The sequence below is a fragment of the Paenibacillus cisolokensis genome (assembly GCF_018403665.1).
GTDB classification, from domain to species: Bacteria; Bacillota; Bacilli; order Paenibacillales; family Paenibacillaceae; genus Paenibacillus_AH; species Paenibacillus_AH cisolokensis.
The window spans coordinates 18,577-43,643 of sequence record NZ_BOVJ01000042.1 but is presented as its reverse complement, the minus strand read 5'-3'; the positions used below and the strand labels follow the sequence as shown (position 1 = coordinate 43,643).

The 25,067-nt window shown below is 54.6% G+C and carries 21 protein-coding genes and 3 pseudogenes; 8 read left to right on the top strand and 16 right to left on the bottom strand.

What is annotated here, in order from left to right; all coding sequences use genetic code 11:
- Positions 1-33 precede the first annotated feature (33 nt).
- Positions 34-1,053: a DUF1835 domain-containing protein gene (locus PACILC2_RS06035; protein WP_213528113.1), complete on the top strand. Its 1,020-nt coding sequence runs from the start codon at positions 34-36 to the stop codon at positions 1,051-1,053.
- 83 nt (positions 1,054-1,136) lie between these two features.
- On the opposite strand, the gene PACILC2_RS06030 is transcribed toward PACILC2_RS06035, so the two are convergent.
- Together PACILC2_RS06030 and ppdK are read right to left on the bottom strand one after the other, a co-directional pair.
- Positions 1,137-1,784, bottom strand: coding sequence for a helix-turn-helix transcriptional regulator (locus PACILC2_RS06030; RefSeq protein ID WP_213528111.1), 648 nt, complete (start codon positions 1,782-1,784; stop codon positions 1,137-1,139).
- 57 nt (positions 1,785-1,841) lie between these two features.
- The gene (gene ppdK, locus PACILC2_RS06025; RefSeq protein ID WP_213528109.1) at positions 1,842-4,511 is read right to left on the bottom strand and encodes a pyruvate, phosphate dikinase; all 2,670 of its coding nucleotides are present in this window, start codon (positions 4,509-4,511) and stop codon (positions 1,842-1,844) included.
- Positions 4,512-4,977: 466 nt separating this feature from the next.
- Here ppdK and PACILC2_RS06015 point away from each other — a divergent pair, with 466 nt between their 5' ends.
- The 5 genes from PACILC2_RS06015 to PACILC2_RS26425 are packed head-to-tail and all read left to right on the top strand — an operon-like array spanning position 4,978 to position 9,114.
- Positions 4,978-6,546 carry a spore germination protein gene (locus tag PACILC2_RS06015; RefSeq protein ID WP_213528153.1) on the top strand — a complete coding sequence of 523 codons (1,569 nt, stop codon included), beginning with the start codon at positions 4,978-4,980 and terminating at the stop codon, positions 6,544-6,546.
- A gap of 17 nt (positions 6,547-6,563) precedes the next feature.
- Entirely contained in the window at positions 6,564-7,748 is a 1,185-nt protein-coding gene (locus PACILC2_RS06010; protein ID WP_213528105.1) for a Ger(x)C family spore germination protein, read from the top strand.
- Positions 7,749-7,762: 14 nt separating this feature from the next.
- The gene (locus PACILC2_RS06005; RefSeq protein WP_213528103.1) at positions 7,763-7,990 is read left to right on the top strand and encodes a hypothetical protein; all 228 of its coding nucleotides are present in this window, start codon (positions 7,763-7,765) and stop codon (positions 7,988-7,990) included.
- Positions 7,991-8,014: 24 nt separating this feature from the next.
- Positions 8,015-8,902, top strand: a complete 888-nt coding sequence (locus PACILC2_RS06000) for a GerAB/ArcD/ProY family transporter (RefSeq protein WP_244863269.1) — start codon at positions 8,015-8,017, stop codon at positions 8,900-8,902.
- Positions 8,899-9,114 carry a hypothetical protein gene (locus PACILC2_RS26425; protein ID WP_244863268.1) on the top strand — a complete coding sequence of 72 codons (216 nt, stop codon included), beginning with the start codon at positions 8,899-8,901 and terminating at the stop codon, positions 9,112-9,114. The genes PACILC2_RS06000 and PACILC2_RS26425 overlap by 4 nt, the downstream gene beginning before the upstream one ends.
- Positions 9,115-9,171: 57 nt before the next feature.
- Here PACILC2_RS26425 and gap read toward each other — a convergent pair whose 3' ends face one another.
- From gap to PACILC2_RS26415, 6 genes are all read right to left on the bottom strand, one after another.
- Positions 9,172-10,239, bottom strand: a complete 1,068-nt coding sequence (gap, locus tag PACILC2_RS05995; RefSeq protein ID WP_244863267.1) for a type I glyceraldehyde-3-phosphate dehydrogenase — start codon at positions 10,237-10,239, stop codon at positions 9,172-9,174.
- On the bottom strand, positions 10,217-11,476 hold the full coding sequence (gene alr, locus PACILC2_RS05990; RefSeq protein ID WP_244863266.1) for an alanine racemase: 1,260 nt from the start codon (positions 11,474-11,476) through the stop codon (positions 10,217-10,219). The genes gap and alr overlap by 23 nt, the downstream gene beginning before the upstream one ends.
- Positions 11,477-11,565: 89 nt before the next feature.
- Positions 11,566-12,699 (bottom strand): alanine dehydrogenase, encoded by a 1,134-nt coding sequence (ald, locus tag PACILC2_RS05985; RefSeq protein ID WP_213528099.1) that lies wholly within the window; start codon positions 12,697-12,699, stop codon positions 11,566-11,568.
- A 135-nt stretch (positions 12,700-12,834) separates the two neighbouring features.
- On the bottom strand, positions 12,835-13,683 hold the full coding sequence (locus PACILC2_RS05980; RefSeq protein ID WP_244863265.1) for a PucR family transcriptional regulator: 849 nt from the start codon (positions 13,681-13,683) through the stop codon (positions 12,835-12,837).
- A complete protein-coding gene (locus PACILC2_RS26420) occupies positions 13,587-13,853 on the bottom strand; it encodes a hypothetical protein (protein ID WP_244863264.1) in 267 nt (88 codons plus the stop codon). The genes PACILC2_RS05980 and PACILC2_RS26420 overlap by 97 nt, the downstream gene beginning before the upstream one ends.
- 26 nt (positions 13,854-13,879) lie before the next feature.
- Complete coding sequence (locus PACILC2_RS26415) at positions 13,880-14,077, bottom strand: hypothetical protein (RefSeq protein WP_244863263.1); 198 nt, start codon at positions 14,075-14,077, stop codon at positions 13,880-13,882.
- 237 nt (positions 14,078-14,314) lie between these two features.
- On the opposite strand from PACILC2_RS26415, the pseudogene PACILC2_RS05975 reads away from it, so the two are divergent.
- Positions 14,315-15,691 (top strand): annotated as a pseudogene (locus PACILC2_RS05975) (amino acid permease).
- 34 nt (positions 15,692-15,725) lie between these two features.
- On the opposite strand, the pseudogene PACILC2_RS05970 reads toward PACILC2_RS05975, so the two are convergent.
- Positions 15,726-16,253 (bottom strand): annotated as a pseudogene (locus PACILC2_RS05970) (BadF/BadG/BcrA/BcrD ATPase family protein); the annotation flags it as partial.
- Positions 16,254-16,539: 286 nt separating this feature from the next.
- Here PACILC2_RS05970 and cls point away from each other — a divergent pair.
- A complete protein-coding gene (gene cls, locus PACILC2_RS05965) occupies positions 16,540-17,967 on the top strand; it encodes a cardiolipin synthase (RefSeq protein WP_244863262.1) in 1,428 nt (475 codons plus the stop codon).
- Here cls and PACILC2_RS05960 read toward each other — a convergent pair.
- The 7 genes and pseudogenes from PACILC2_RS05960 to PACILC2_RS05930 form a co-directional block, all read right to left on the bottom strand.
- On the bottom strand, positions 17,957-20,053 hold the full coding sequence (locus tag PACILC2_RS05960) for a glycoside hydrolase family 3 N-terminal domain-containing protein (RefSeq protein WP_213528097.1): 2,097 nt from the start codon (positions 20,051-20,053) through the stop codon (positions 17,957-17,959). The two genes, cls and PACILC2_RS05960, sit on opposite strands and share 11 nt — an antisense overlap.
- Positions 20,011-20,523: a sensor histidine kinase gene (locus tag PACILC2_RS05955; protein ID WP_244863261.1), complete on the bottom strand. Its 513-nt coding sequence runs from the start codon at positions 20,521-20,523 to the stop codon at positions 20,011-20,013. Before PACILC2_RS05955 ends, PACILC2_RS05960 begins: the two co-directional genes overlap by 43 nt.
- 76 nt (positions 20,524-20,599) lie before the next feature.
- Positions 20,600-21,640 (bottom strand): zinc-dependent alcohol dehydrogenase family protein, encoded by a 1,041-nt coding sequence (locus PACILC2_RS05950; RefSeq protein ID WP_213528095.1) that lies wholly within the window; start codon positions 21,638-21,640, stop codon positions 20,600-20,602.
- Between the two features lie 126 nt (positions 21,641-21,766).
- Complete coding sequence (gene arsC / locus PACILC2_RS05945) at positions 21,767-22,225, bottom strand: arsenate reductase (thioredoxin) (protein WP_372447058.1); 459 nt, start codon at positions 22,223-22,225, stop codon at positions 21,767-21,769.
- Positions 22,200-23,257 (bottom strand): annotated as a pseudogene (gene arsB, locus PACILC2_RS05940) (ACR3 family arsenite efflux transporter). The gene arsC and the pseudogene arsB overlap by 26 nt, the downstream one beginning before the upstream one ends.
- A gap of 18 nt (positions 23,258-23,275) precedes the next feature.
- Entirely contained in the window at positions 23,276-23,599 is a 324-nt protein-coding gene (locus PACILC2_RS05935) for an ArsR/SmtB family transcription factor (RefSeq protein WP_062493783.1), read from the bottom strand.
- Positions 23,600-23,708: 109 nt separating this feature from the next.
- Entirely contained in the window at positions 23,709-24,914 is a 1,206-nt protein-coding gene (locus PACILC2_RS05930; protein WP_213528147.1) for a chromate transporter, read from the bottom strand.
- Between the last annotated feature and the right edge of the window lie 153 nt (positions 24,915-25,067).

Sequence of the window (25,067 nt, the reverse complement as noted above, 5' to 3'; positions counted from 1 at the left end):
GTTATAAAATAGGAAGGAAAGGAGGAAGAACGGATGCTGCATATTGTCAACGGCGATACGGTGGCGGCCAAGCTGAAGCAAGGCGCCGTTCGCGGCGACATACTCGTCTGGCGGGAAATTTATTCGGAAGGACCGGTCTTTCCCGATCTGTCCGAGCCGTCTGGCCGGGCGCTCCGCGCCGATTACCTGGAGAACGCGCTGCGGATTCCGCGCGAGGAGTATATCGAGGGCTGCCGATCGCAGGAACAGCGGCTCAGCCGTTTCCGAGACTACGACGAAATCGTGCTTTGGTTCGAACACGACCTGTTTGACCAGACGATGCTATGCTATTTGCTGCACTGGTTTTCAAGGCAATCGCCGGGCCGGACAACACTGAATTTGCTATGCATCGGTTCTTTTCCCGGGGTCGAATCTTTCCGGGGGCTCGGCCAATTGACTGTCGAACAGCTGAAAACGCTGTCCGGTACGTGGCATCCGGTCGGGCGGCGGGAGCTGGAGCTTGGCCGGGCATGCTGGGAAGCCTACGCCTCGCCCGATCCGCGCCATCTCGTTCGATTGCTTCAGGGGGACGTGGCCGCGCTGCCCTTCGTTCGCGAGGCGTTTCGCTTCCATTTGTCCCGCTTTCCTTCCCTCCGCAACGGACTCGGCATCGTGGAAACAACGACGCTGGAAGAGGTGCGCCGCGGCCTGCAACAGCCTTTGGCGTTGTTCCGGCAAACGGGAGAGCGGCTTCATTGGTTCGGCATGGGGGATATTCAATATTGGCATATTCTGGAGCAGATGGCGTCCGGTCCGCATCCCTTGATTCGCATCGAAGACGCCGGCGACGCCATGCCCGGTTGCGCCGACTCCGCCCCCTCGCCCGAATTCCGCAACTCCCGCGTCGTGCTGACGGAGGCCGGACGCCGCGTCCTGGACGGCGAAGAAGACCGGGTGGCTCTAAACGGCATCGATTGCTGGCTGGGCGGCGTTCGTCTTCAAGGCAAGGAACGGATATGGCGCTGGGACGACGCGGGAGAGACGATCGTGATGCCGGGGGCGGACGAGGTCTAGCCCGAAATTCACCAAAAAGGCAATAGCGAAAGCGCAACGAACAAGGCGCTTTCGCTATTGCATCTTTTTCAGCAATCCGATTTTCACTGCAGATGCGCGGTCATGTCGAACAGAAGCCTGGCAATGGTCGTTTTCGTAATTCGGCCCACCGCCTCCGCGCCGCTCCCCCCATCTGCCCGGTCGAGCGGCTGTACGACCGGCAAACCGTCAACTTCGTGCTCGATCATTTTCCGCAGCGCTTCATGGACGGTGTCTTCAGGCGTGACCGTTATAATATTGGGGTAACGGGTCATGACCATGCCCAGCAAAACGGAAGGAGCCTGCGCGTTGCCAAGCGTCAATTTGAGCAGATCTTTCCTCGATATGACGCCTGCCAGCGCGCCTGACGCATCCGCTACGATCAGGCTCCCTACATTATGAAGAAACAGGGTGGCGACAGCATCGTTCACGGTAGCCGTTTCCCGAAGCACGACCGGGATGCTCATCACTTCCTTTACGAGCCGCTGCGTGATCTGCGCCACGTCCGAAGTTTCTTTCGCCGTACGGTTGCCGACAAAGTAACCGACTTTCGGTTTCGCGTCAATATAGCCGAGCATGGTAAGGAGCGACAGATCGGAACGGATAGAAGGCCGGGTTACGCCAAGAAGCTCGGCTATTTGTTCCCCTGTAATCGGAGCATGCTTCCGTACCAGTTCCAAAATTTCCAATTGGCGGGATGATAGTTCGATCATGGTTCCCCCCTGCAAAATCGTATATCTCCCACCATTGTAACCGATCTGACAGAAGGATCAAACCGCTGCCGCTTCTTCCGGCTTCCCGGCCTGACGCTTCTGCATGATGGCCGCCTGGGCGGCAGCGATTCTCGCCGTCGGAATCCGGAACGGCGAACAGCTGACATAGTCCAGTCCGGTCTGGTGGCAAAAAGCGATGGAGTCCTTGTCTCCCCCATGCTCCCCGCATATGCCCGTTTTCAGCGCCGGCTTGAGCGACCGCCCTTTCTGGACGGCCAGTTCGATCAGTTGGCCGACGCCTTCGGCATCGAGCACCTGGAACGGATTATGGGGCAGAAGCTTTTTGTCCAAATAATGGGACAGAAACTTCCCTTCCGCATCGTCCCGGCTGTATCCGAACGTCATTTGCGTCAGATCGTTGGTGCCGAACGAGAAGAAGTCCGCATGGGCCGCAATGCGGTCGGCGGTCAACGCGGCGCGCGGCACCTCGATCATCGTGCCGACCTTATACTTGCAATCGCGCCTGTGGTCCGCTCCCAGCACCTGATCCGCCACTTGATCGACCAGCTCCCGCAACATTTTCAATTCGCTCGCATCGCCAACCAGCGGAATCATAATTTCCGGCAGCACGGCGATTCCTCTGTCCATGCAGGCGACCGCAGCTTTGAATATGGCCTCGATCTGCATGTCGTAAATTTCCGGATAAACAATTCCCAATCGGCATCCCCGGTGTCCGAGCATCGGGTTGAATTCGTGCAGCGATTGAACCTTGCGGATCATGTGCTTCCATTGCTGTCTTTCCGCGTCCGAATCCGCCTGCTGAAGCTTGTGCTGCAGTTCGTCCAATTGAGGCAAAAATTCATGCAAAGGCGGGTCCAGCAGCCGGATCGTAACCGGCAAGCCGTCCATCGCTTCGAAGATTCCTTCGAAATCGGCCTGCTGCATAGGCAGCAATTGATCCAATGCCTTCTTGCGTTCTTCCGGCGAATCCGCCATAATCATCTTCTGCATGACGGCGAGACGGGACGGTGCGAAGAACATATGCTCCGTCCGGCAAAGTCCGATTCCTTCCGCTCCGAATGCGCGCGCCGTTCTGGCATCTTCGGGGTTGTCGGCATTCGCGTAGACGCGCAACGTTCGCACTTCATCGGCCCACTGCAGCATCCGGACAAGCTCATCCGTCACCTTGGCTTCCTGAAGCGGAATGGCCCCCCGTATAACCCTTCCGGTGACCCCGTCCAACGTAATCCAGTCTCCTTCAGCGATGGTGATGCCATCCGCCAGCATATGCTTGTTCTGCGGATCGATACGGATGCTCTCGCAGCCGCAAACGCAAGGTTTCCCCATACCGCGCGCCACCACGGCCGCATGGCTGGTCATCCCTCCGCGGCTTGTCAGCACGCCTTCCGCAGCGAGCACGCCATGAATATCTTCGGGCGTCGTTTCCGGACGCACCAGAATGACCCGCTTCCCTGCTTTCTTCCACTCCGCCGCGGTATCCGCATCAAATACCGCGACACCGATCGCAGCGCCAGGAGAGGCGGGCAGCCCGACGGCCAATACTTCCGTCACTTTCGATTCGTCCAAGCCCCGGTGAAGCAGCTGGTCGAGATGGGAAACCTCGATTTTTTGCAAAGCTTCATATTTGTCCGTGACGCCTTCGGCCACCAGGTCGACCGCAATTTTCAATGCCGCCTGGGCGGTACGTTTGCCGTTTCGCGTTTGAAGTACATAGAGCTTTCCTCTTTCCACGGTAAACTCGATATCCTGCATATCTTTGTAATGATGCTCCAATTGCTTGCAGACACGCGCCAGCTGGTCATAGATGTCCGGCATGTCGGATTTCAATCTGTCGATCGGTTGCGGCGTTCTCACCCCTGCCACGACATCTTCGCCTTGCGCATTGACGAGATATTCGCCGAACAAAGCATTTTCGCCCGTGGAAGGGTTGCGCGTAAATACGACGCCCGTTCCGCAATCGTCCCCCATATTGCCGAATACCATGCTCTGCACATTGACGGCTGTGCCTTGCGAATCGGGAATCCGGTTGATTTTGCGGTAAATTTGTGCCCGCTGATTGTTCCACGACTTAAAGACTGCCTCCACGGCCAGCTCAAGCTGCTCGTGCGCATCCTGCGGAAAATCTCTTCCCGCGTGGCGCTTGACGCACAATTTGTAATCGTCGATCAATTGCCGCCAGCCCTCGGCCGCCACTTCCTGATCTTGCTTGACGCCAAGCGAATGTTTCAAGCGCAGCAGCAGTTGTTCGAAATGAATCGCCTCAATTCCGAATACCACATTGCCGAACATCTGGATCAACCGGCGATAGCAATCGTAAGCGAATCGTTCGTTCCGGGTTAGCTTCGCCAATCCGGCCACCGTATTGTCGTTTAAACCGAGATTCAGGATCGTGTCCATCATTCCCGGCATCGAAGTGACGGAGCCCGACCGGACGGATACGAGAAGCGGATTGGACCCGTCGCCGAATTTTTGTCCTTTCGCGGCTTCAAGCCGCTCAAGGGCGTGCAGCAGTTGCGGTTTCAGCTCTTGCATCATGCGCTTGCCGGACTTGAAGAAAGCGCGGCACGCTTCGGTCGTAATGGTGAATCCTTGCGGCACAGGGAGCCCGACCCGCGTCATTTCCGCCAAATTCGCGCCTTTCCCCCCCAATAGCGGTTTCATATTCGCATTTCCTTCGGCAAAGGAATAAACCCATTTTTCCGTCATGTTGAAGTGACCTCTCCTTTTTTGAATTGTCCGGAACATTCCGGTTTGGTGCAAACGCTGTAAAATTTTTTATAGCCATTCGTAGGCAAGGTATAAAGGACATCATTGCATACCCGGCAAATGACGACTCCCAGTTCGTTGTTTGAACCGACGCGGTCAGACATGGTAACCCCCTCTCGAATCGCTTCGAATTAGTATGTCATAATTATAAAATATGAGTTATATTAAACGCAATAAGGTAACTTAAATTTGTGTATATTACTCATATTAAATTTTTCTTATGATTTATAAGTCAAAAACCCTCCTCTTTCCTGGAAACAGGCTTTCGCCACAAGTCTCCCAGCCGCCCCGCCCGCCAACGCCAAAATTTTGCATATTGGGTGCATTTATAACCCATAATAGGAAACGGATGAAAACGGGGCTTTTCGGTCTTGTTATTTTTGACAGGGGGATCGCGATGGGCAACATGAAGAAACGATTGAACCGGCTGCTGCATTCCGATCGGCAAAAACCGTCAATTGCCGCCCCGGGCAAAGATCCGCAAACTGAGATCCATCTTTCTGAAGATCTGAACGAAAATCTGAAACTCCTGCAGACCGTCTATGCGGATTGCTCCGATGTCATTCTCCATCAGTTTTTGATCGGCGAACAGACAAAAGCCTTACTTGCATACATCGATGGTCTTACCAATCTCGAGGAGGCCGACCAGCATGTGCTGGCACCGCTTCAGCAGAATATCGATGCGGAGCACACACTGCCGAATATTCGCAAAAAGGTTGCCGTCTCTTCCATAAAAGACGTCCGAACCGTAGCGGACATTATCGCGGAAGTATCCGGCGGAAATCCTGTCCTGCTTATGGACGGACAAAATCAGGGATTGGCGTTCGCTTTATCGAAGTTTGAAAAACGCGGAATTGAAGAACCGATATCCGAATCGGTATTAAGGGGCCCAAGGGAAGGGTTCGTCGAGACGCTGCGGATCAATACTTCAATGCTGCGGCGGAAATTAAGAAGTCCGAATCTGAAAATCAAGCCGATGAATATCGGGATCTATTCCAGAACCCCCATTGCCATCGCTTATATCGAGGGAATAGCGGATCCCGGTCTCATTCAGGAAGTGACGAGCCGATTACAGCGGATTGAGGTCGACGGTATATTAGGAAGCGCAGCTGTCGAGGAATTGATTGAAGACAACCCTTATTCCCCTTTCCCTCAACTTCTGTCGACGGAACGTCCGGATGTGGCAAGCGCGTATTTGCTGGAAGGGCATGTCGTCGTGTTGGTCGACGGAACCCCCAGTGCGCTGATCGCTCCGGTGACCATCGTTTCCCTGCTGCAATCGCCGGATGATTATTCCGAGCGATACTTTGTCGGTTCTGCCATTCGCTGGCTTCGCTACATTTTTCTTTTCATCTCTTTATTGGGCCCTTCGTTCTATGTCGCCGCTGTTACGTTCCATCAGGAAATGCTACCGACCGCCCTGTTATTAACGATGGCGAAGTCACGGGAACAGGTGCCGTTTCCTGCGCTTATAGAGGCCTTGATCATGGAAACCGTATTTGAAGCGCTGCGCGAAGCCGGAGCCAGACTTCCGAAGCAAATCGGGCAGGCCGTCAGTATTGTCGGGGCGCTTGTGATCGGTCAAGCGGCGATTGCGGCCGGTATCGCTTCCTCTCCAATGGTACTGGCCGTGGCGGTGACGGGGGTTGCTTCGTTTATGGCTCCCCGCTTCACTGTCGGCATTGCTATGCGCCTCCTTCGCTACCCGATGATGTTCCTTGCGGGCTTCCTGGGATTGCTCGGCTTGATCCTCGGGGTGATTGTCATTTTGTATCATCTTCTCACGCTTCGTTCGTTTGGAGTTCCCTACATGTCGCCATTGGCTCCTCTGAAACGCAACGATCTGAAAGACGTGCTCTGGCGCGCTCCGCGTTGGAAGATGAATACCCGTCCTCACTTGACCGGGGAATGGAACCAATATCGGCAGGCCCCCGGACAGCAGCCTCATCCGCCCAAAGGCAATGGAGAAGGGTAACCGAAAGGAGGATTTGTATGGATACGACGAAACGAAAAACCGTTCTTCTCCTGCTTTTCTTTTCCATCCACTCTCTGTTGCTGGCCGGCTGCTGGGACCGAACGGAAGTGAACGATCTGGCGATCATTACAGCGGCTGGTATCGATCTGACGGAAGATCGTTACCCTGAGCTGTCCGTAAATATATATGTTACATCTCAATCAGGCACAGGCGGTCAACAGATAGGAGGGATGTCCGACTCCAGCGGCGGGGGGGCCAATGTATCCGTCGTTCGATCCGCGCCAGGGCTCACCCTGGCGGATGCGACATCCAAGCTGCAGCGAATGCTGCCGCGCAAAGTGTTTTGGGGACATGACGAGGTGTTTATTTTCGGGGAAAGATTAGCAAAGCAAGGCATTGGCGAACCGATCGAATTTTTGACCCGGCACCCCGCTCCGCGAGAACGCGGCAACGTATTCGTCAGCAAAGGGCTGGCGAAAGATGTGCTGATGCTTCCGCCTTCGATTGAACGAACGATCGCAGATAAGCTGCGGGAAGTGGCCAAGTCCCAAACCGGGTTGAATATTACGTTGAAAGAATTGGCGCAAATGATGGCAGGCAAATCCAAGGCTGCAATCGTCCCCTGGTTGGAAATCCAACCGGGCTTCAAAAACCAAACGCCGTTTCCGTTTATTATGGGCTCCGCCGTTTTGAAAAACGGGAAAATGGTCGGCCGCATAAACGAATACGCCACCAGGGGGGTTATGTGGCTGAGAAACGAAATCAATTTGGCCACCATCACCTTCTCCCCGAAAAATACGCAAGGATATGTATCCTTCGAACTGAAAAAAAGCAGTACGGCATTGGTCCCGCACATTGACGGCGATAACTGGAGCATCACGGCCCGGATTGAGACGCTGAACGATATCGTTGAAAATACGACAGACCTGAATCTGATGGAACCGAACAATGTTAAAGAGCTGGAGACGGAACTCGGAAACGATATTGAGCATCGGATGAAGCTGGCCCTGACGAAAGCACAAAACATGAACGCCGACATTTTCGGTTTTGCCGACGCTTTTTACCGAAAGTATCCGAAAGCGTGGAAGCGGGCTCAGGATCGCTGGGATGAGATCTTTCCGAAATTGAAAGTGAAACTGGAGACAAGGACCGTCATTTCAAGGCCGGGAATGACCGGTAAAAGCATTATTAAGCCGGAATAGAGGTGAGTGAAACGATGAGATGGGCTTTTATACTGGGAATAGCGGTCATATTGGCGATCATGACCGTATACGAATGGCCGAAAATGAAGAGAGAAATGAAAAAGGAGAAGACGGCCTTTGCCGTTTTAACCGTTTTGGGAGGAATTCTGGCATTCCTGCTCATGTTTTATCCGGAAATGCCGGGACCTACGCATTTGATGAACGCCATTTATAAACCGCTGGGGACAATTTTCGAGAAATAAACGCGTGGAAAGAGGGCATTGACAATGATCGAGAAAGGGAAAATTTCTGCACTGCAGCTGGGAATGATGATGTATTTGGTCATTGCCCCTACGGCGATTCTCAATTCGCCGTCGATTTCGTTCCGATATGCGAAACAGGATTTGTGGATTTCGCCAATTTGGTCTTTGAGCGGATGGATGGCCATCTATCTGGCTTTCAAACTTCATGACATGTATCCGGGTCATAATATCGTCCAGGCAAGCGAGCGAATTATCGGACGATGGCCCGGAAAAGCGGTCGGGTTCCTGATTCTGTTTATCTATTTATATATCAACAGCGGTACCACTCGTCTGTACGGCGAATTCGTGAGCGAGGCCTTTCTCCCTGAGACCCCGCTCATCGTCGTGACGGGCACCATGGTGCTGGTATGCGCATTAGCCTCGCGCGGAGGCGTAGAAATAACGGGCAGATTCGCGCAGCTTATCCTGCCTGTTTTTATCGTTCTTTTCTTATCGAACGCGCTTCCGATCATACCCGATCTGAAGCCTATGAATATTTTTCCGGTCATGCCGGAAGGGATTATGCCTTCGATTGCGGGCTCGATTGTGCTGCAGTCCTGGTACTGCCAATTTATTACCGTCTCGTTTCTTCTTCCTTTTGTCAGCGACCGCGAGAAAGCGGCCAAAAGCGTCTCGATCGCTTTAATCGCGGTGATCGTGACGTTGGTGGTTGCCAATTTGGTGACGCTGCTGCTCCTGGGAGAAATTACGGGCCATTTCACTTATCCCTTTCTCATTTTGGCAAGGTACATCAGCCTGGTCGAATTTTTCTCTCATCTGGAATCGCTGTATACCGCGATTTGGGTATTTGGCGCTTTTATGAAAATTTATTTGTTTTTTACGTACTCGTGCTTGCCGCCGCTCAATGGATGAACCTGTCCGATTACCGGCCTATTGTCTACCCGCTCGGTTTTATTTTAATTGTGTTCAGTCACTGGATTGCAAACAACCTGCAGGAACTTATCCATGCCCTCGGGACCTCGGTTACTTTTACGGTATTGACGGTACTGCTCGGCGTGCCGATGCTGCTGTTCTGCATTGCGTTGGTGAAGAAACGAGGGCATGGAACCGTGCCCAAGAACTGACGCGATTCGTCCCCTTTCCGTCGGCGGCAAAATTCGTTCCGCATTCTCCGTAAAAAGCTAGACCCCGCTCGGCGTCAACGTATCGGCGTTTTGCTTTATCGTTCGCTCACCCTTTTCCGCATGGTGTCCGGCGACATGAGCGACGAAATCCAGCACCCGGCAGGCGTACGCCCATTCGTTGTCGTACCATGCCAGCACCTTCACTTGCCGTCCTGAAGCCATCAGCGAAAGGCCGTCGATAACCGCCGACTTGTCATTGCCGACGTAGTCCGACGATACGAGCGGCAGCTCGTTGTACTCGACATACGGCGCGAGCGTGCCTTGCACTGCTGTCTTGAACGCCTGCTGCACTTCTTCTTTGGATACGGGACGGTGAACCTCGGCCGTCAAATCGACAAGCGAAACGTCCTGCGTCGGCACGCGCAGCGACAACCCCCGAATGACGGGTGCCAGATGCGGCAGCACCCCGGCCAGCGCTTTGCCGACACCGGTGGAAGTCGGCACGATCGATTGCGTGCAGGCCCGCGCGCGCCGCAAGTCCTTGTGCGGATTGTCGAGATGGTTCTGATCGTTCGTATAGGCGTGAACCGTCGTCATCCAGCCGGAGGCGATGCCGAACGCGCGGTCGAGAATATGCAGCACCGGCGCAAGGCAGTTCGTCGTGCACGATGCGGTGGACAACAGCGTATGCTTGTCCGGATCGTAGCTCGATTCGTTGACGCCCATCACGACCGTCAGATCCAGGTCTTTGCCGGGGGCCGTCACGACGACGCGCTTCGCGCCCGCCGTCAAATGCTTCGACGCTCCCGGACGGTCGTTGAACTTGCCTGTGGCGTCGATCGCGATGTCAATCCCGTATCTGGCCCACGGCAGCAGCGACGGGTCGCGCTCCGAAACGAATGCCACCTCTTGCCCGTTGATGATCAGCTTGTCTGTTTCGACTTGAATGTCGGCGTCCCATTTGCCGTGCACCGTATCGTATTTCAGCAAATGCGCTACCGTCCCGATCGGGCTTGTCGAATTGATTACCGTAACTTGCGCCCCCGGGATGCCGGACGCAAACGCTTTCCGGATTAACAGCCGGCCGATTCTGCCCGTGCCGCTAATTCCTACCTGCTGATTCATGATGACCTCCTGTGGCGTGTAATGACAAAGTGCCGGATGATTCGGCAGAATGACAGCATAAAGCTTCCGTCTGCGAGAGCACATGGTTGACGGTCTCGATAACCGTCCCTCCCCGCAAGTATACGCGGGGAACCCGCTTGCCGACCGTACAGACGATTTCGTAGTGGATCGTATCCAGCCGGGAAGCCATCTCATCGACCGGCAGGCAGCCTTTTTCGGCGCAGCCGAACAGGATCGCTTCGTCCCCGACCCGAACGCCGGGGATGGCGCTGACATCTGCCATCGTCTGGTCCATGCATACCCTGCCGACGATCGGCGCTTTCCGTCCGCCGATCATGATGCTGCCCCGGTTGGACAACCGGCGGGACAGCCCGTCGGCATACCCGGCCGGAATGACCGCGATCCGGCTGGTCCGTTCCGGCCGATACGTACAGCCGTATCCGACCGGCTGCCCGGCGGGTATCTGCTTCAACGACGCAATTCTCGTTTTCCACTGCATCGCCGGCCGCAGCTCGGGCAATCCCGGCACAGGTCCGGCAAAAGGCAGCAAACCGTACAAGCTGATGCCGACCCGAACCATATCCAGATGCATCTCCGGAAAACGCAGGGTCGCCGCGCTGTTGCAGCAGTGCTTGACCGGTACCCGGATACCGTGGCGCTCCAGATGCGCGATATAAGCCAGAAACGTCCGGAACTGGCCCCGGGTGTACGTCTCATCCGGACTATCGGCGCTGGCAAAATGCGTAAAGATTCCTTCCAGCCTGATCCATGGCGAGCTTGCTGCCAGCCGCGCCAGGTCAAGAGCCGTCTCGCGGTCGGTTACGCCGAGCCGCGACATCCCCGTATCCACTTTCAAATGCACATCGGCATGCTGCCGATGGCTGGCCGCGCATTCCATCACGGCTTCCAGCTCTTCCCTGGTGGATACGGTCACGGCGATGCGATGTTTTACAGCCGCTTCGACGGACGCGGGGGGCATGTACCCCAGCACGAGAATGGGGCAATCGATGCCGGACACCCGCAGCTGCAACGCCTCGTCCAACAAGGCCACGCCCAGCCGATCGGCTCCGGCTTCAAGCGCCGCCTTGGCGGTCTGGACCGCGCCATGACCGTAACCGTCCGCCTTAACCACCGCCATGAAGCGGCAGGAAGGCTTGATCCCCGCTTTGATCGCCCTTACATTATGGGCTATGGCGTCGAGCGAAACTTCGGCCCAAGTCTCTCTGTAACCAAACATGATGTAGCGCCTCCGTTCTGGCAACGTTGCTGTCCGATGCGGCAATTGCATCCCTCCTCCGGACCGAAGCCCGGAGGAGACGGACATCGTTACAGGACAGACGGAATTTTCTCCAGCGCCTCTTCGACCGGGACGTATTCGTGGCCAAGGCTGTCGGCCACCGCTTTGTACGTCACGCTTCCCGCTGCGACATTGACCCCTTGAAGCAGCGCCTTGTTCTCCTTCACGGCGCGGATGACGCCTTTATTGGCAATTTGCAGGGCGTACGGCAAGGTCACATTGGTCAGCGCGATCGTCGACGTTCTCGGAACGGCCCCCGGCATGTTCGCGACAGCGTAGTGGACGACACCGTGTTTGACAAACGTCGGGTCGTCATGGGTCGTGATGCGGTCTACCGTCTCGATAATCCCGCCCTGGTCGATCGCCACATCCACAACGACCGAACCCGGCTTCATGGAGCGGATCATGCTTTCCGTAACCAGCTTCGGCGCTTTTGCGCCCGGAATGAGCACCGCCCCCACGACCAGATCGGATTCCGCCACCGCTTCGGCAATATTGAACGGATTGGACATCATCGTTTGCAGGCCGCTGCCGAAAATATCGTCCAATTGACGCAGACGTTCCGGATTCAGGTCGATAATCGTCACGTTAGCGCCGAGCCCGACGGCGATTTTCGCCGCATTGGTGCCTACGATGCCTCCGCCGATAATCGTCACTTTGGCCCGCTTCACGCCGGGCACGCCTCCGAGCAGAACGCCTTTGCCGCCGTAAGGCTTTTCCAAAAACTGCGCGCCGATTTGCGGCGCCATCCGGCCGGCCACTTCGCTCATAGGCGTCAAAAGCGGCAGCGTGCGATTCACTTCCACGGTTTCGTAAGCGACGGCGGTAACGCCTTTGTCCATCAGCGCCCGGGTCAATCCCGGCTCCGCCGCCAGATGCAAGTACGTGAACAAAATCAGTCCGTCACGGAAATAGCCGTATTCGGACGACAGCGGCTCTTTCACTTTCATGACCATATCGGCGCCGGCCCAGACGTCGGCCGCCTGTTGCAAAATCGTCGCCCCGGCTGCGGCGTAGTCCTCATCGGTGAAACCGCTTCCGACTCCGGCATTCGTTTCGATCATCACTTCGTGTCCGGCTTTGACGAAAGCGTCGACGCCCGCCGGCGTGATCGCCACCCGGTTTTCGTTGTTCTTAATTTCTTTCGGAATTCCGATTTTCATATCAGTATCTCCCCTTTTGTTTTGCGGTCTACCGCAAGTATAAGGGAGAAAGCGCTTTATTTCGTTGTTTCAAATTCAGAAAAAATAGCCGGGGTCTTGTGAAAATAAACAAAGCCTCCGCTGCGCAATGGAACGTCATTCCCGGTTACTGCTCCATTTTTCCGTCTTCAAATCGAGATAGAGCGTAACCTTCTGATCCATGCTGTTCAGATCGATCCCCCCGATCTCGGCGATACGCTTCAAGCGGTAGGTGAGCGTGTTAATGTGAATATGCAGCAGCTCCGCCGCAGCTTTGACATTGCTGTCGTTGTTCAGGAAAACTTCGAGCGTTTGCAGCAGGCGGCTGTGGTGTTCGCGGTCATACTTCCGTATTTTTCGCAGCGCGGGATTTTCGAACCGGTGCAGCTGCTTTTCCTGCAAAATATGAGGGAGATAGCGGTAATAACCCAGATCGGTGTAGTTAAACACCGCTTTCGTCTCCTCGGGAAACCGCTGCTTGATCTGCAGCAGCGCGGAGGCTTCCTGGTAGCTTCGTTCCACCATGGCGTAGTCGTCGTAGATCATCCCGCTGCAGCTTTGGACAGGCGAAATCCCGAATCGCTGCTTCATTTGGCGGACCATTCGCAGGAGCGGCTCCTGCGGCTCCTCCTCATCATCCGCAGAGGGGGAAGGCGCCGCCGCCAGCAGCACCAATTGGGAATCGGTCACCGCATGCAGGACGATCCGGACGAAAGGCGTCGTTTCCAATGTATAACGAATTTGCTGGTGCAGCTTGTCCGAGATGGGCGCATCGAACTGGAGCACGGTCACGTGATACCGTTCCGGCAGCTGCAGCCCCAGCTGCTTCGCCCTTCCGCGAACGATTTCGTCCGATTTCAGGTGGCCGGTCAGTAGCTGCCAGAAAAATCGTGATAGCTTTTCTCCTCTTTCCGGGATTTCATCTGAAGCCGGTCCAGTTGCGAGCGGGCAGCTTCGGCTGCCCATTGGAGCTGACGCAGCTCCGGTTCGCCGAGCGGCTCGTTCACTTCCAATACCCAGATAAAACCGAGCACATCCTGATTTTTTCGGATCGCGACGGCCACCCGGTCCCCCAGCCCGATCTCCTCCACCGCGGAGATGCGGACCGGAATTTCGCTCTGCAAAAGACGCTTCATCACGCCGTTTCTCCATAGCGAGCTGATCACTTTTGCGGAACCTTGCGTCCCATAATGGTCGAAATTCGGGCGGGATCTGTCATATCTTCATGAGAGCTGTATGCCAACAGCCGGTGATTGGCGTCTTCGATCGTGACCGGACAGCGGAGCGCGCCGTAGATCGCCTCCGCCAACGTATCCAGACTATCGAAGCCCCGGTCAAACGGATTGATGACTTGATCCATTCTCATACTCTCCTACCATCAATTTTGCCAAAAGCGGACACACCGCCCCAATAACAGACTGACATTTGTAGAATACCACAAAAGCGGCCGGAAAATTTCTCACTATGAAACAAATCCGAACGTTCCATTTTGCAGTACGATAAAGATGCCGAACGAAACAAAATGAACGATTCCATTTGCTTCGGCATACTTGATGAGATTGACAGCGCTTACAAAAAAGTTGAAAGGGGTTTCAACATGAGCAATCATTCCAACACAACCGAGTTGAAACGGGGGCTTGAACAACGGCACATCACGTTGATGTCCCTGGGAGCGGCGATCGGGGTCGGATTGTTTCTCGGTTCCGCATCCGCCATCAAATTGGCGGGGCCTGCGATTTTACTTGCTTACGCCCTTGGCGGCCTCGCGATCTTTTTCATCATGCGCGCGCTTGGGGAAATGGCCGTTCACAACCCGGTTGCCGGTTCCTTCAGCCGATACGCACGCAACTATATGGGACCTCTGTTCGGATATTTGACCGGCTGGAACTACTGGTTTTTGTGGGTCATTACCTGCATGGCGGAAATTACGGCGGTCGCCGTATATATGGGGTTCTGGTTCCCGGACGTGCCGCGCTGGATCTGGGCATTGGCCGCGCTGGTCATCATGAGCGCTGTCAACCTGATTGCCGTCAAAGCTTACGGCGAGCTGGAATTCTGGTTTGCGCTGATTAAAATTGTAGCCATCATCTCCATGATTGTGCTTGGAGTCGGTATGATTGCCTTCGGTATCGGCAACGGCGGCATCCCGACCGGTATCAGTAATTTGTGGGAGAACGGCGGATTTTTCCAAACGGTTTCAAAGGCGTATTTTTATCGTTGCAGATGGTCATGTTCGCTTATCTGGGGATTGAAATGATCGGGGTTACCGCCGGCGAGGTTCAAAACCCTAGAAAGTCGCTGTCCCGCGCTATTGACAGCGTTTTCTGGAGAATTCTCATTTTCTACGTCGGCGCTCTGTTCGTGATCATGTCCATTTATCCCTGGAATGAAATCGGGCAAAAGGCAGCCCGTTCGTCATGACCTTCGATCAGATCGGCATTCCGTATGCGGCGGGCATCATCAACTTTGTCGTGCTGACGGCGGCTTTGTCCTCCTGCAACAGCGGGATTTTCAGCACCGGACGCATGCTGTTCAATCTGGCACAACAACGGGAAGCTTCTCCGAAATTCAATCGGTTGAGCAAGAGAGGCGTACCCGCAACCGCCATTATTGTCTCCGCGCTCGCGCTGCTCGTCGGCGTCGTGCTGAACTACCTGGTTCCGGAAAAGTATTCATCTGGGTGACGAGCATTGCCACGTTCGGAGCGGTATGGACTTGGGCGGTAATCCTCATTTCGCAGCTGCGGTTCCGCAAATCGCTGTCCGAAACCGAGCGGAGCCAGCTGGCCTACAAAATGCCCTGGGCGCCTTACAGCTCCTATCTGTCCTTGGCGTTTCTGGCTCTGGTCATCGTCCTGATGGCTTTCTCGCCGGACACGCGGATCGCCCTCGTGGTCGGACCGCTCTGGTTTGTCTTCCTGATTGCGGTATATTACAACAAAGGCTTGCACAAAAAAATCAAATGCTCCTGGTGAACGAGAACAAACAGGCAGGCTGATTCGACCCGAAATGGGCGACACGCGTGACGTCGAAGTGCAGCTTTCCCACTTCTTCCATGGGCATTCCCACTTTGATCATGCACTTGTCAATGGTGGCGCCCGTCCCCGATGCGCATTTGTCGTTCATAGAGGTCAGCGCCTGCTTGTTCCCCGTCTCCTCGTTTTCCTTGAAAATGATAATCTTCGCGTCTTGTCCCCCCAATTCAATGACGCTCCCGACATCGGGGTGAAGATGCTCGACAGCCATCGTAACGGCATTTACTTCCTGGACAAACTTCGCTCCAATATGCGGGGCAATGGGAGCGCTGCCGGAACCCGTCGCAAAGACGCGAATGTTTTCCTGTATGATGTCAGGAAATTCGTTGCCGATCGCAACCAGCATGTCCAATACTTTTTCCGCTTGTTTCGTATGGTGGCGATGATAGTCCGACCACAGAATTTGTTTGGTTTCCGGATTCACCACCGTAGCTTTGACGGTCGTCGATCCCACATCTATGCCGATAATCAGCTTGTCGCTGCCTTGTTTGCCGAATCCCATACAGGTCAGCTCCTTTTTTCCAGTCTTTTGATATGGATAGATTCTTCATATGGGATAACTTTTATCCCAAAACCGGAAGTTCCCATGTCGGGTTCGAACTTTTTTGGGACAACTTAATCAAAGCTCTTTCTTACGAAACGACAACACGCTTACGCGGCCATGGAGGAGAGACGATACCCTTGCTCTGGATCATATCGGCCCTTTTGCTGATCATCGGCCAGATGGCAATCGTGCTAATTAATGAATATTGCCGTCCGCAAAAGCGGTTGCCTGGCTGGTCATCCTGATGGTCTTCCCGCTGATCGGATTCGCGGCTTATTATTTTATCGGCAAAGAATATTCCCGGATCGATCCCGCACGCTGCAAAACGAACAGGATGCTGGCCCCTTTAAAGGAAAAACTTGCAGACAGGTGCGCGCAGCGTCTCCCGCCGGAAACGGTCCGGCAGCACGTTGGCGACGAACGTTTGCGGGCGATGCTAAAAAACAACATTTTCCTTCCCATTACCGTCTGCAATCAGACAACGGTCTATACGGAAGGAACGGAAGCCTTTGCGGCGATGTTCGAATCGATTTCCCTGGCAAAAGTTTATATCCATATTGAATTTTACATCATACGCGACGATGAGATCGGCAAGCGTTTCCAACAATTACTAATCCGAAAATCGCGGGAAGGCGTAAACGTGAGGCTGCTGTACGACGGAATCGGATGCCTTCGCTTGCGGAAAACGTATTTGCGGGAGCTCAAGGATGCCGGCGTGGAAATCGGGTGCTTCGCTCCCCCGGTACCCGCCTTCCTGAACAAGCGGATCAATTATCGAAATCACCGGAAAATCGTCGTGGTGGACGGAGAAGTCGGCTTTATCGGAGGGTTGAATGTCGGCGACGAATATTTGGGGCGGAAAGCGGAAATCGGCTACTGGCGGGATACCCATTTTCGCATAAAAGGGGATGCGGTACTGTGGATTCAATATACCTTCGCCCGGGATTGGTTCGTGGTCAAACGGCAGCTGCTGGACGATCCTGTCTATTATCCCGTTCGGCCGGCGCAAGGAAACGAATTCGTGCAAATGATCAAAAGCGGACCGGATGAAACGATTCTCGAGCTGATTTTCACCTTGATCGTATCGGCGAAAAAGCGCATTTATATCGAAACCCCTTATTTCATTCCCGATCCCGCCGTCTTCCTGGCATTAAAAACGGCTGCGATGCGCGGCGTCGATGTGCGCGTCATTATTCCCGCGGTTCCGGATTCAAAGGTCGTATATTGGGCTTCTTTGTCTTTCGTTCAGGACTTGCTGCAGGCCGGCATCCGGTTTTATCGCTATCAAAAAGGGTTTATCCATGCCAAAGTTGTGATATGCGACGAAACGGCTTGCTCCGGGAGCGCGAATCTGGACATGCGAAGCTTTATCGGCCAATTCGAAATTAATGCGATGTTTTTTGACGGCCAGGTCGTCAACCGCCTCGTTGCCGATTTTTTCGCGATCTTGGGGAAAGCGAAGAAATCGTGCCCGCGGAATTCGAGAAGCGGCCGAAATCCCAGAAACGGAAAGAAATTTTTGCGCGTCTGCTTTCCCCTTTATTTTGATCCGGGCGGCAGCCGGACGATTGGCCGGTTCGATCCGGCATCCGGTCCCGGGGGCGGCGATTCCGTTGCAGGACATGCGCCGTTCCCCCGGCCGTTTAGGCTTCATCCGAAATTCAGGGAATGACGGAGAACGTTCCGCACAATCCCCCTCTGCTGTCGGGGCCGATCCATACCGTAAAGCGGCCCGGTTCCACGACATAGCGGCCGTCCGCATTGAAAAATCCGAGCTGCTCTGCGGAAAGCCGGAACTCCACCAGATGGCTTTCTCCGGGCTTCAACGAAATTTTCGCGAACCCTTTCAGTTCCTTGACCGGTCTCGTGATGCTGGCAGCCTCGTCGCATATATACAATTGGACGGTCTCCGCGCCCTCCATCGTTCCGGCATTCGTAATCCGCGCCGATACCGTTATCGTGTCGCCGGCCTTTATCTCGGTGCTGCTGATGCCGAACCGGTCGTACTCGAACCGGGTATAACTCAGTCCGTAGCCGAACGGATACAACGGCTCAACCTCGCTGTCCGCATAACGTTTCAGCCCCGGTCTGCCCGTTTTCTTCGCGCTGTAATAAATCGGAATTTGACCGGTGCTTCTCGGAAACGTGATCGGCAGCTTGCCGCTCGGATTATGCTTGCCGAACAAAATATCGGCGACGGCCATGCCTGCTTGTGTTCCCAGATGCCACGCTTCCACGATAGCCGGTATATGCCGGTCCGCCCATTCCAGCGCGAGCGGCCGGCCGTTCACCAGGACGAGCACAACCGGCACGCCCGTGGCATGGATCGCCTTGAGCAGCTCGAGTTGACCGCTCGGAAGCTCGATCGAGGTGCGGCTGTTGTTCTCGCCGCTCATATCGGCGGTTTCCCCCAATACGACAACGGCGGTCTCGCATTGCCGGACGATATCGACGGCTTGCGCGATGTCCGGTTCTGCGGTCTCTTCGCGCCATCCCCGGCAAAACATGATTTCCACATCCGGTTCCGCCGTCGCGACGATGCCCTGCAGGATGGACACCGCGTCTTCGCTGCGTCCCTGACCGGCCCAGCAGCCAAGAACGGCAGCCCGATCGTCGGCGAGCGGTCCGACGACCGCCAGTTTGCGGACACGGCTTGTCAGAGGAAGCACGTTATGCTCGTTCTTCAGGAGGACGATGGACTCCCGCGCCATTGCCCTGGCCGTCCTCACATGGTCGGGATGAAGGAGCAGCGAAGCCGCATGCTCGGGAGGCGTATACGGTTGGTCGAATAAGCCCGCCCGGAATTTGATGCGCAATATTCTTCGCACCGCTTCATCGATTACAGACTCCGGTACGATCCCCCGGTTCACGAGCTGCTCCAAGTACTCGTTATAGACTCGGGCCTGCATGTCCATATGCACGCCGGCTTCGATGGCGATCCGGGCCGCTTCCTCCCTGGACTCGGCGAAGCCGTGCTGCACAAGCTCGTCGATCGATTCCCAGTCGCTCACGACGAAGCCCTGGAAGCCCCATTCCTGCTGGAGCACGTCGGTGAGAAGCCACCGGTTGCCCGTACACGGCACGCCGTTCAGTTCGTTGAATGCGCACATCATGGTGCCGGCCCCCGCTTCCAAGGCCGCCTGGAACGGCGGGAAATACGTTTCCCTGAGCCTCCGCTCGGAGACATCGACCGTGTTATAGTCCCTTCCGGCTTCAGCGAGCCCGTAGCCGGCAAAGTGCTTGGGGCAAGCGACCATGTGCGGACGGTCTTCCCAATCGTTGCGCTGGATGCCCGCTACGCGGGCGCGGGCGATTGCCGCCGCCAGCCAGACGTCCTCGCCCGCTCCTTCAGCGACGCGGCCCCACCTCGGATCACGCGCGATATCGACCATCGGCGCGAGAATCCAATGAATGCCGGCGGCGGACGCTTCCCTGGCGGCCACGGCGGCCGTCTCCTCGATCAATGCCATATTCCAGCTGCAAGCTTCCGCGAGCGGAATCGGAAACGTCGTGCGGTAGCCATGAATAACATCGCCGGCGATCAATAGCGGTATGCCGAGCCGCGACTCCTCCACCGCGATCCGCTGCAGCTCGTTGACCAGGTCCGCACCGGTTACGCCGAGCACGGAGCCGATCCGGCCCATTCGAATCTTCTCCTTGTCGGCTTCCTCGAACGTGCCCGTCTGGATCATTTGCCTGATTTTCTCCTGCAACGTCATACGCGACAACAACTTGTCGATCTGCTGCTCGACGGACATATCAGTTCCATGCCTCCAACAACTGCTTCAAATATTGAACGGATAAGGCTGTATTGTCGGACATCGGTCGTATCCTGCCCCTGCTTGCCCAGGTTATAGTGAAGCAGCTTGTTCAAGGACGTGACCAGCTTGTCAATCTCATCCTGCCCGTTCAGACAGGCGATCCATGAAACCGTATCCAGCGTATTGTATAGAAAGTGGGGATTGATCTGGTACATCAGCTTCTCGACTTCCAGATCGGCACGGCGCTTCTCTTTCTGTTCCACCTCGAGCAGAAGCTCCCATACCTGTTTGCGCGTGCGCCAAAACTGATGCAGCAGTTCGTCGTATTCCGGGATGTTCGTCTTTTTGATTTCCGAATGGAATCTGCTGTTGCCCAGTTGCCGGATCTCTTTGCTCAACTGCGTCAGCGGGACGTAAACCATTCTCCACATCAGCCATGCGAGCAGCAACCCCGCGGCGATGGACAACAGGGAGAGCAGGGAGTACTGTTTGATCCCAGAAAAAAGAAAAAGAACGGTGTAAACCGTTCATTTCAACGGGAATTCAATCGTTGTATAAAATGACTTTCATCGCTTTTGCTTTGGCTGCATTTTTAAACACCTCGTACGCCTCTGCGATCTGGTTCAGGGGAAATCGGTGAGTGATCAATTGTTCGGGTTTGATCTTCCCGGACTGCACGGTCTTTAGCAGCATCGGGGTCATGCTCGTGCTAACCAGCCCGGTTGTGATCTTGACATTGCGAATCCACAATTTTTCCAGATGCAGCTCGACAGGCTTGCCGTGCACCCCGACGTTAGCCAGCCGTCCGCCCGGCTTCAAAATTTGCTGACAGATGTCGAAGGTTACCGGGAACCCGACGGCCTCAATCGCCACATCGACACCCTTGCCATCGGTCAAGGCCATCACGCGCTCGACCGCATTTCCTTCGGAGCTGTTAATGGTATGGGTAGCTCCGAACTTTTTGGACAGTTCCAGGCGATTATCGTCAAGGTCGACCATGATAATCTCCGCCGGTGAATACAACTGCGCTGTCAGAAGCGCCGACATTCCGACCGGACCGGCCCCGACGATCGCGATCACATCCCCCGGCTGAACGCCGCCGTTTATGACCCCGATTTCCAAACTCGTCGGCAAAATGTCGCTGAGCATGACAAGCGCTTCCTCATCGCTTCCCGAAGGAATATGATACATGCTCGTATCGGCGTAAGGGATGCGAACGTATTCCGCCTGCGTACCGTCGATGAGGTGTCCCAAAATCCAGCCGCCGTCTTCACAATGCGCGTACATCGCTTTTTTGCAGTACTCGCATCTTCCGCAGGACGTGACACAGGAAATCAGCACGCGGTCTCCGGGCTTGAAATTGTTGACGGCCGCCCCCGCTTCTTCAACGATGCCGACACCTTCGTGTCCCAGTGTCCGGCCGTCGGTTACCGCCGGTACGTCGCCGCCCAAAATATGCAAGTCCGTGCCGCAAATCGTCGTTTTCGTGATTTTTACGATGACATCCGTCGGTTTCTGAATCGTCGGCTTGTCTTTCTCCACCCACTCGAACTTTCCTGGCCCGCGAAATATTAAAGCGTTCATAAGCAGCCTCCTAAGTTTAGGCGATTATTCTTTTTTCAGCTTGAAGGAGAACCCCTCCTCTTTTCTTCATTCTCACCAATCTTCACCTCATGTACTCACTGGATGAAAAGCAAACATTTCCGTATTTTATTTGCCTTCGGCTGCAAACTGCTGGATTCTTGCTTCGATCTGATCGCGCACACGCTGAAACACGTTCCATTTCTCTGCTTCTGTGCCTGTGGCCTTGGCCGGATCGTCAAATCCCCAATGAAGCCGGACAACGTGCGGCGGCGTGATCGGGCATTTATCGTTGGCGTCACCGCAAAGCGTAATGACATAATCCGCGTTGTTCAAAATCTCCGGATCGATCACATCCGACGTTTGCTTGGAGATGTCAATCCCTTTTTCCGCCATTGCCTTGACGGCATTGGGATTCAGACCATGCGCTTCAATGCCCGCGCTATACACGTCGTACTTGTCACCGAGATATTTCTTCCCGAATCCTTCCGCCATCTGGCTGCGGCAAGAATTGCCGGTACATAGGAAGTAAATGATTTTTGGGCCATGACAGGAACTCCCTTCAGGATATCGTTTTAGGTTGGAAATACTTCCGCTGAAACCACAGGGCGACGTTGACCAAAGCAATCATGACCGGCACCTCCACCAAGGGACCGATGACGGCAGCGAAAGCCGCGCCCGAATGAATGCCGAATACGCCAACCGCAACGGCAATCGCCAGCTCGAAGTTATTGCTTGCAGCCGTGAACGCGAGAGTCGACGTAACCGGATAATTCGCCCCCGATTTTTTTCCCATATAGAAAGAAATCAAGAACATCGCCACGAAGTAAATGAGCAGCGGGATCGCAATCCGGACCGCATCGAGCGGCAATCGAACAATGGTGTCGCCTTTTAACGAGAACATGACGATAATGGTAAACAATAAAGCAATCAGGGTAACGGGGCTGATTTTCGGAATAAAGACTTTTTCATACCAGGTCCGCCCCTTTGCTTTCACGAATAGGAGGCGGGTGATCATGCCGGCCAGGAACGGAATGCCCAAATAAATCAACACGCTTCGGGCCACTTCGGACATCGTAATGTCGACAACCATACCTTTGAGACCGAACCACCCCGGCAAGATCGTCACAAAAAGATAGGTGTACACCGAGTAAAACAGTACTTGGAAAATCGAATTGAACGCGACGAGTCCCGCGGCATATTCAGTATCTCCTTGACATAAATCGTTCCAAACGATGACCATCGCAATACAACGGGCGAGCCCGATCATAATGAGCCCGACCATATATTCGGGATATCCCTGTAAAAAGACGATTGCAAGGACGAACATGAAGAGCGGACCGATGACCCAGTTTTGCACGAGGGAAAGCGCTAAAATTTTCCGTTCCGGAAAACGCGCCCCAACTCCTCGTAACGAACCTTTGCAAGTGGCGGATACATCATCAGAATCAAACCGATCGCAATCGGAACGGACGTCGTTCCCGCTTGAAATTGATCGAGAAACGCAACGAAATTCGGAAACATAGCGCCTGTTCCAATTCCGATAGCCATCGCAACAAAAATCCATAATGTCAAATAACGATCCAGGAAAGATAATCGCTTTCCCGCCTTTTCACCCATTTCGTTTACCCCTCTTGTTTACTCGCATGTGACTAACAGCCCTTGCTCCTCCAATTTCTTTAAATGCTCGGATAAATCGGGCAAATGGCTTAAAGCCAATCCGGTTTCCGCAAGCCTCTTCTCATTCAACGAGTAAAACACCCATTGGCCTTTGCGCGTCTCGCGGACCAGTTCAGCCGTTTTAAGACGACTCAAATGCTTGGAAATGGCCGGTTGGGATATATTAAAAATGGGAACCAGTTCACAGACGCAGCAATCGCGGATACGCAATAACGAAATGATTTTCAACCGGGTCGGGTCCGCGAGTGCTTTCAACGTATCGGCCAATTTCTCGAATGTCATGATCGCGATGTCACCTCGCTATTCAATCACCATATAACCATATTGTTATGTATGAATATGAAAGGTCAATACCTCCACCGAAATGGATATCCGGTGGGGTATATCTGACTCAAATAAGACCAATTAGTGTTCCCCCTATTGCACCCGTGATGACGACAACCCAAGGCGGCAGCTTCCAAAAGACGAGCATTAAAAACAGAATCGAAACGAGGGCAAAATCGGCCGGAGCCAGAATAGCCGTCGTCCATAGAGGGTTATAAAGCGCGGCTAACAAAATACCGACAACCGCTGCGTTGATCCCGACCAGCGCCCCCTGTACTTTCGGGCTTTTCCGCAAGGCATTCCAGAACGGCAGCGCGCCTGTGATCAGCAGAAAAGCGGGCAGGAAAATAGCCGCTGTCGCGATTAAAGCCCCTTTCACACCGCTGATCATCGCCCCTAAATACCCGGCAAAGGTGAACAACGGTCCGGGCACAGCTTGCGCCGCGCCGTAACCCGCTAAAAAGTCCTCCTTGCTGATCCACCCCGTAGGCACGACTTCCCGTTCGAGCAGCGGAAGAACGACGTGCCCTCCTCCGAACACAAGGGAACCTGCGCGATAAAAGCTGTCGAACAAGGCCAGCCAATCCAAGGCACCGAATTGTCGAAGCAGAGGCAATACGATCAGAAGTCCGAAGAAAAGCGTCAAGCAGACGACAGCAAAGCTGCGGCTGACCGGAACAGACAGGTTCGGCGTTTCCGGTATAGTCGTTTTTCGGTATAGCAGAAGTCCGGCTGCACCGGCGAGAACAATAAGCAATACCTGGCTGAAAGCGGTCTGCCACAAGAGGGTAACGGACGCTGCAACGATCGCGATTGTCGCCCTGTTGCGGTCAGGAGTCAATTTTTGTCCCATGCCCAGAACGGCCTGAGCGACAATGGCCACGGCGACGATCTTGAGCCCGTGAATCCATCCTGCATGGCCGATATCAAAACCTTGCAAAAGAAAGGCGAACAGAACAAGCGCGATGACCGACGGCAGTGTAAATCCGAGCCAAGCGGTCAGCCCGCCAAGCAGACCGGCGCGAATGATGCCGATTCCGATCCCCACCTGGCTGCTGGCAGGACCGGGAAGAAATTGACATAGCGCGACCAGATCGGCATAGCTTCGTTCGTCCATCCATTTGCGGCGGCGTATGTATTCGTCATGAAAATAACCGAGATGAGCGATCGGCCCTCCGAATGAAGTGAGACCGAGTTTCGTGGATACGGCGAATACTTCCAGAAGCGCCTGAGTTTTGCTTTTGGGCTTATTCCGGACAGCGGCATCATTCATTTCCACGTTCTGTTACTCCTCCTTGTCAGCTGGCTTTGGAGACGGTTTATTGTCGGTGTTTGTCATCCTTACTTATTATACGGACAAACGGCTGACCCGGCCACAACGCCAGACTCCGGAAGGTCTGGCCGGAATGAACGATCTTCCCGTTCC